At 69.0% G+C, this 6,921-nt stretch carries 7 protein-coding genes; 2 read left to right on the top strand and 5 right to left on the bottom strand.

The window, feature by feature from the left end; translation table 11 throughout:
- Nucleotides 1-19 precede the first annotated feature (19 nt).
- Nucleotides 20-661 carry a hypothetical protein gene (locus JM949_RS12825; protein WP_203148691.1) on the top strand — a complete coding sequence of 214 codons (642 nt, stop codon included), beginning with the start codon at nucleotides 20-22 and terminating at the stop codon, nucleotides 659-661.
- Between the two features lie 206 nt (nucleotides 662-867).
- Here JM949_RS12825 and JM949_RS12830 read toward each other — a convergent pair whose 3' ends face one another.
- The 5 genes from JM949_RS12830 to JM949_RS12855 all read right to left on the bottom strand — a co-directional run bounded on the left by JM949_RS12830 (nucleotide 868) and on the right by JM949_RS12855 (nucleotide 5,275).
- Entirely contained in the window at nucleotides 868-1,470 is a 603-nt protein-coding gene (locus JM949_RS12830; RefSeq protein ID WP_203148692.1) for a dihydrofolate reductase family protein, read from the bottom strand.
- A 13-nt stretch (nucleotides 1,471-1,483) separates the two neighbouring features.
- Nucleotides 1,484-2,038, bottom strand: coding sequence for a dihydrofolate reductase family protein (locus JM949_RS12835; protein WP_203148693.1), 555 nt, complete (start codon nucleotides 2,036-2,038; stop codon nucleotides 1,484-1,486).
- A 107-nt stretch (nucleotides 2,039-2,145) separates the two neighbouring features.
- The gene (locus tag JM949_RS36935) at nucleotides 2,146-3,207 is read right to left on the bottom strand and encodes an SRPBCC domain-containing protein (protein WP_309232139.1); all 1,062 of its coding nucleotides are present in this window, start codon (nucleotides 3,205-3,207) and stop codon (nucleotides 2,146-2,148) included.
- Complete coding sequence (locus JM949_RS12850; RefSeq protein ID WP_203148694.1) at nucleotides 3,204-3,551, bottom strand: ArsR/SmtB family transcription factor; 348 nt, start codon at nucleotides 3,549-3,551, stop codon at nucleotides 3,204-3,206. The genes JM949_RS36935 and JM949_RS12850 overlap by 4 nt, the downstream gene beginning before the upstream one ends.
- A 737-nt stretch (nucleotides 3,552-4,288) precedes the next feature.
- Nucleotides 4,289-5,275, bottom strand: coding sequence for a LacI family DNA-binding transcriptional regulator (locus tag JM949_RS12855; RefSeq protein ID WP_203148695.1), 987 nt, complete (start codon nucleotides 5,273-5,275; stop codon nucleotides 4,289-4,291).
- A 222-nt stretch (nucleotides 5,276-5,497) separates the two neighbouring features.
- On the opposite strand from JM949_RS12855, the gene JM949_RS12860 reads away from it, so the two are divergent.
- A complete protein-coding gene (locus JM949_RS12860; protein WP_203148696.1) occupies nucleotides 5,498-6,820 on the top strand; it encodes an ABC transporter substrate-binding protein in 1,323 nt (440 codons plus the stop codon).
- Nucleotides 6,821-6,921 lie beyond the last annotated feature (101 nt).

A 6,921-nucleotide genomic window follows, 5' to 3' on the forward strand; every position in this document is an offset into this window, starting at 1 on the left:
GCAGGCCGCCAAACCGGCCGTGCCGGCCACCACCTCTCTGCAGGCCCTCGCGCAGGACCTGCCGCGGCTGTGGCACGCCGAGACCACCAGCCCCCGCGACCGCAAACGGCTGCTGCGCAGCCTGATCGCTGACGTCACCCTGCTGCCCGAGCCGGACGCTCAGACCATGCGGATCGGGGTGCGCTGGCACACCGGCGCCACCGACGAGCTGGCCGTCGCTCGCCCCGGCCCCGGCCGCACCTCCGACGCGGCGCTGGAGGTGGTCCGCCGCCACGGCGCGACCCACACCAGTGCCGAACTCGCCGACATGCTCAACGCCGAAGGGCTGACCACCGGCGAAGGCATGCCGTTCACCGCCGGCGGCGTCGCCCGCGTCCGCGACGCCTACATAATCTTCGGGCCGTGCACCGTCGCCGTCCAAGACGGCGAAGTCAGCGTCAAGCAGGTCGCCACCGAACGCGGCATCCCCGCCGACGGCGTCTACGACTGGCTGCGACACGGCCAGGTACCCGCCCGGCGTGGTCCCAGCGGACGCTGGTGCATCCCCTGGGACCCGGCCAGCCGGGAGATCTACCGGCAGAAGGTCGCCGGTTTCTTCCGGCTCAATCCCGTTCTGTCAAAGCAGCCGGTTTCGTTCAGTGCAGCCACGGCCGATGTCTGACGGGGCGGGTTGCCTGGCTGTTTGCGACTCGGGTGGGTGCTCCGCGTCGTGCGGGCGTGGCCGCTCGACCCGGCGCGATCCTCGACCGGTCTCGGCCGCCGCGGTACGACGTCGTTCGGATCATCTTGTATTGCCCGGCGGTCCGTCGGAGCGGCGCAGCAGGCACGCGGCCACGACGATGATTTAGGAGAACCCGGTAAGAAGGGTCACCGCAGCACCGGGAACACGAGATGGGTGACCCGGTCGCCTTGGACGCAGACCGTCGGGTTGCCGAGCAGGACATCGTCGGAGGAGAGTTCGCCGAAGAAGGGCCGGTTTCCCGCGCCCATCACCACCGGCACCAAGTCGATGGCCACCTCGTCCAGCAGTCCCAGCTCCAGGCACTGCCGGGCGATGGTTCCCCCAGTGACGGCGACGACCGCGTCGCCGGCGAGTTCCTGGGCCCGTGCGATCGCGGCCTCCACCCCGTCGGTCACGAACGAGAACGGCGCGTCGGGGTGCGCGTCAACCCAGTCCTGCGGGATTCGGTGCGTCACCACGACAACAGGGACGTCCAGGGTGTGCCGGCCCTGCCAGCCCTCCGCCACGTCGAACAGCGTCCGGCCACAGACGAGCGCGCCCAGCGAGGACACCCACCGCCGCATGTGCTCCGAACTCTGTGGGGTGAGGTGGAGGGTGAAGTCCCCAGCCGAAGTCGGCATCGCGACCTCGCCGTTCTGCAGCCAGTCGAACAACCGGCCGATGGTGTTGTCCTGCTTGGCGACGTACCCGTCCAGAGACATGTTCGCCTGCGCCTGCACTATGCCCATGGGGTGTCCCTTCTCAGGAGTGCTGGGGTCGGTAGATGTGGACGACGACGCCGCTGGGGAACGGCGTCGTCTCGACGAGGTCCAGGCGCCGCGATTGCGGTAGTTGGCCGAACAGCGCCTGTCCGCGGCCCAGGGCCAGCGGCTGGACCAGTAGGCGGTACTCGTCGATCAGGTCGGCCGCGGCGAGCGCGCCGGCCAACCGGCCACCACCCCAGACGATCACGTCCGGGCCGGGCTCGGCCTTGATGGCGGCGATCTCGGTGGTGAGCTCGCCCCGCGCGACCCGGGTTTCGGGCCAGCTGGCCTCGGCGTCGCTAAGCGTCTTCGAGAACACCACCTTGGGGATGTCGTTCATCGGCGCCGCGTACGGGTCGTCGGACCGCGGCCAGTACGACGACATCTCCTGGTACGTGGTGCGACCCATCAGGTGAGCACCGGCCCGACTGATGCGGTCGAGCTTCCACTGCTTCAGTTCATCGCCTCCGGGGACCGCGACCCCCGGGTGCTCACGGTCGCTGCCGACGAACCCGTCCAGCGACATCGACATGTACAGAATGACGTCTCGCATGAATGCTGCCTCTCCTTGCTCGTGTTGGTTTCGTTGCATCCCGGATCGAAGTCGGGATGGCGTCCGCCGTCGGGCTACAAGGGGTTCGGTGGATGCCGGTGTCGGCGTCAGTTGTCGGCTAGTACGCGGTAGGTGAGGTGCTGCGCGTACGCCGTCATCTCGGATTCGAGCAGTTCGAGCCGCACCTTGGCGTCGCCCCGGAACAGCGGAGTACCGCCGCCGAGGATGAGGGGCGCCACATGGATGGTCAGCACGTCGACGAGTCCAGCTTGGAGGAACTCGTAACACGTGGTCCCGCCACCCATGATGACCACGTCCTTGTCGTCCGCGGCGGCCTTCGCCTGCCGGATGGCGCCGGCCGGGCCGTCGGTCACGAAGCGGAAGCGGTCGGCGAGCCGGACCTTCTCGGGCGCCTCGTGGGTCAGCACGAACACCGGCGGTGGCGCCGACTGGTCCTGGCGTGCGCCGTACCCCATCTCGTCCGACCAGCCGTGCGGGCCATCGACGATGTCGAACAACCGCCGGCCCATGACCACCGCGCCGGTCCGCTTGAACGTCGTGGCCAGGATCTCCTGCTCCCGTGGTGTCTGGCTGAACACCCAGGCATGCAGTGCCTCGCCGCCGACGCCGAGGCCGTGCTCGAGGTCCACGCCGGGCGCGGTCACGTACCCGTCGAGCGACATCGTGATGTCCACGATCACCCGTCCCGGTCGCAGCAGCTCGGCCAGTCGTTCCATCGAGTCGCGCACGCCGTTCTCCATGCCGGACGCGACCATCGCATCGCGTTCCTCGACCGAGCCGAACACGCTGCGTCTGGTCAGCCGGGTCCGACCGTCGATGTCCTCGAACCGCGCCGTCTCCAGGCTGACGTGTTCCGGCGTGCCCTCGTACTCGAAGGTCTGCACGATCAGCTTGTCCGGCACGACCGTGTGGAACACGCCGCGGAACCGGAATTCGCCCTCTCTGCCGCGATGCACGTAGCGGTAGCCGCCGCCAGCCCGCGCGTCGTGCTCGACCACCTCCATCTGCATGCCCCGTGGGCCGAGCCAGCGCGCCACCAGCTCCGGGTCGGTGTGTGCGCGGAACACCAGCTCCGGCGGCGCGTCGAACTCGCGCACGACGTCGACGTAGGGGGTGCCGGGCTGGGCGGTAATCGTCGTCGAGTTCACCTCTGCTGCTCCTTCAACGTGTCGAGGACGTCGTCGAGGCGCCGGTACTGCGCCTCGGTAGCCAGTCGGTAGGTGTCGATCCAGCTCGTCAGCGCCTCGAGCGCCGCCGGGTCGAGGCGACACGGCCGCCGCTGGCCGTCCCGGCTCCTGGTGATCAACCCGGCCGCCTCGAGCACCTGGATGTGCCGCGACACGGCCTGTTTGGTGATCGGGAACGGCTCGGCAAGCTCGTTGACCGTCGCCTCGCCGCGCGACAGCCGCGCGACCATGGCCCGCCGCACCGGATCGCCCAAAGCGGTGAACGCCCGGTCGAGCTGTCCGTCGTCCCTCTTGTCAATCGGCATCTTTATCAACCTGCTGCTTTATCAACGATATGGTTGACCATGTCAGGTGGAGCTGATCCTGTCAAGGCAGGTCACACGTGTCCGGCCGCCGGGCGTCGTCTCCAGAGGCTGGCGTTAAGCCTCGTGGTGGACACCCGGACTGGGCATGGTGGCCTCTGTCGACGTTCGGCGCCCGTGCCGTGATGCGCGAGGGGCAACGGGACACGTACCACCGCGACGTGGACCCATGCCTTCTAATACGGGCTGTTGATCAAATTTTAGTAACCTTTGAAGGGTGAACACTCGCCGTGCGGCGATACACCGCCCCACCGACAACCTGCGGTGATGGAAACCGAGCGGTGCGGTGTGACCTCCCAGTGGTTACCGAAGAGGTCAAGCTCCAGCCTCCCGACTGGCTGGTGCCAGCTGTTGAACTGAAGCCTGCCGGCGCCAATCATGCCAATGGGTCACAGTTGCCTCAGGCTCGGGCGACTACCTCGCGGGAGGCGGCTCTGGCCGTCGAACTAACGCCAGGCTCAGCTGCTCAAGCAGCGCGACCGTCGGCTGGAGGGGTGCTATTGATCTCGATCTGAACGGTGTCGCCGACCCTTCCGGGCTGTACCACGGGAGCCCCGTGGACCGTGCGTGTAGCCCCTGATCGCCAACTGCCGCCGCCGCGACGATCTTCACGCAGGTGCCTTTCTCGAGAGGGGCGTGAACGGGGGCCGGTCGTCCGGGAGAGGCGGCCCGGCGAGTGGTCACCGGCGCGGGGCCGGCCCGCTGGACTGCCGGATGGTCAGGTGCGTGGGCAGCAGCACGGTCTGCCGGGACGCCGTTTCCCCCAGGTGCTCAAGGTGGTCCAGCAGCATCGACACCGCCACCCGGCCGGCCTGTTCGATCGGCGCGGTGAGGGTGGTCAGCGGGGGGCTGCAGAAGTCGGCGCCGAAGATGTCGTCGCAGCCCACCACGCTGATCTCGCCGGGGACGTCGACGCCGCGTTCGGCCAGCCGCCGCAGGATGCCGATCGCCAGCAGGTCGTTGAAGGTGACGCCAGCGGTGGCGCCGGTGTTCAGCAGCGCGTCCGCGGCGACCGATCCGGAGCTGCGGGACACGCCGAACGGTCCGACGCGGGCCGCGGTGAGGCCGTGTCGGGCCATCGCGGTCCGCATCGCCCGCCACCGGGCCTCGTTGGCCCAGGAGGACGGCGGTCCGGCGACGTACGCGATCGACCGGTGGCCCAGCGAGACCAGGTGCTCGACGGCCTGCATCACCCCGTCCGGGCTGTCGATGACGACGCTGCGCACCCGGGGGACGTTGCGGTTGACGGTGACGACCGGCAGTTCGGCGGCGATCACGGAGAGGGTCTGCTCGGGAAGGCGGGAGGCGGCGAGGATCACCCCGTCGACCGACCGGCGCACCTTGTGCAGCAGATGGTTCTCCAGCTCGGCCGAGTCCTCGGTGTCGATCAGCAGCAGGGCGTGGCCGGCGGCGCGCAGTTGTTGCTGCGCGCCGCGGATCAGTCCGAAGTAGAACGGATTCGTGGCGTCTGAGACGAGCAGGGCGACCGTTTCGGTACGCCCCGACGACAGCGCCCGCGCCTGGGTGTTGGGTACGTAGTTCAGCTCGCGGGCGGCGGCCTGGATGCGTTCCCGGGTGATCCGGTTGACCCGGTCGGGCCGGCTCAGCGCCCGGGACACGGTGGAGGCGGCAACGCCGGTGAGGGCAGCGATGTCGTTGATGGTCACGCGGCCCTCCCGGCGTAGCGCCGCACGGGGAGAGGACGCGCCTTCGGGGTTCATGCACATCAGCAGAGCATCGATGGCAATTAATGGCAATCGGTTGCCACCCGGTTTCCATGGTTGTTACGTTCCCTTGCACGTTTCATCGAACCGGGGGAATTCCCGGGCGTCTGGCTATGTGTTTTCCACGCCATTCCTCTCCGGACAGCCACCACCCAAGGAGCAGAGATGAACGCCAGCCGTGGACTTCTCGCGGCGGCCCTGGCCGCCACGGTCGCCATACCCGTCACCGCCTGCGACCCCGGTAGCTCCGCCGAGGACGGCAGGACGCTCAACGTGCTCATCGGGGCGAACTCGATCTATCCCACGGAGCAGAAGCAGTGGTTCGCCGACGTCTCGGCGAAGTTCCAGCAGCAGGCCGGGGCGAAGGTCACGTTCGAGACCTTCGCCAACCCCACCGACGAACTCACCAAGATCCAGACATCGATGCTCTCCGGGCAGGGGCCGGACATCTATGCCCTCGGCACCACCTTCACCCCGACGGCATACTCCACCGGCGCCTTCGTCGACCTCACCGCCGACCAGTGGACGAAGATCGGCGGCCGGGACCGGTTCCTGCCGGCCACCCTCGGCATCTCCGGCCCGGACGCCACGCACGAGGTCGGCATCCCCTTCACCAGCCGCCCGTTCGTCATGGCGTACAACAAGGAACTGCTGGCCGCGGCGGGCATCGACAAGCCGGCCAGCACCTGGGACGGCCTGCGGCAGCAGGCCAGACAGCTGACCGGGGCCGGCAGGTACGGCCTGGCCGTGGCCTACGGCGACGGCTTCGACCCGTGGAAGTTCATCTGGGCGATGAGCATCCAGGCCGGCAACCCGCTGGTCTCCGACGGCAAGGCGCGGCTGACCGATCCGGTCACGGTCAAGGCCTACCAGACGTACCTCGGCTGGCTCGCCACCGACAAGGTCGTCGACCCGGCGGCGACCGGCTGGAAGAACGCCCAGGCCATCGCCGCGTTCGGCGCCGGCAAGGCCGCCTTCCTGCCGATGGTCTCGGCGACCTCGAAGGTCACGCTGGACAAGTCCGCGGTCGCCGGCAAGTACGGCTACGCCGTCATGCCGACCGTCCCGCCGGGCGCCACCAGCCTGCCGTCGGGCGGCGTCGGCGCCACCAGCATCCTCTCCGGTGACAACCTGGTGATCGCCAGGTACAGCAAGAACCAGGACCTGGCGCTGCGCCTGGTGAACATGCTGACCACCGCCGAGTCGCAGGAAACCTACTACCGGACCTTCGGCGAGTTGCCGACGAACGCGGAGCTGGCGAACCGGCTGGTCGCCGACCCGGCGCTCGCGGCCATCGTGGACTCCGCGTCGAAGGCGCACGGCACCCCGTTCCACGGCGGGTGGAGCAAGGTGCAGCTCGCGCTGGTCAACGTGGTCGTCCAGTCGGTGCCGAACCTCGCCGCCGGCAAGGTCGACGACACGTCCCTCAACGCCCTGCTCGCCCAGGGCCAGTCCGAGGCGCAGGCCGCGCTGGACAAGGCGAAGTAGATGACGGTCAACGACACAGCGACCGCGGACGCTCCGGGCACCGGCGATGCGCGCCGGGCCGGGGTGGCCCGCCCGTCCCCGCCGCGCCGCCGTCGCCGCGC

It is taken from the genome of Micromonospora tarensis, assembly GCF_016803395.1.
GTDB lineage: Bacteria > Actinomycetota > Actinomycetes > Mycobacteriales > Micromonosporaceae > Micromonospora > Micromonospora tarensis.

Coding starts and splice junctions, on each gene's coding strand:
- JM949_RS12830 (WP_203148692.1), bottom strand. CDS start 1,470: ATGGGCATAGTGCAGGCGCAGGCGAACATGTCTCTGGACGGGTACGTC.
- JM949_RS12835 (WP_203148693.1), bottom strand. CDS start 2,038: ATGCGAGACGTCATTCTGTACATGTCGATGTCGCTGGACGGGTTCGTC.
- JM949_RS12850 (WP_203148694.1), bottom strand. CDS start 3,551: ATGCCGATTGACAAGAGGGACGACGGACAGCTCGACCGGGCGTTCACC.
- JM949_RS12860 (WP_203148696.1), top strand. CDS start 5,498: ATGAACGCCAGCCGTGGACTTCTCGCGGCGGCCCTGGCCGCCACGGTC.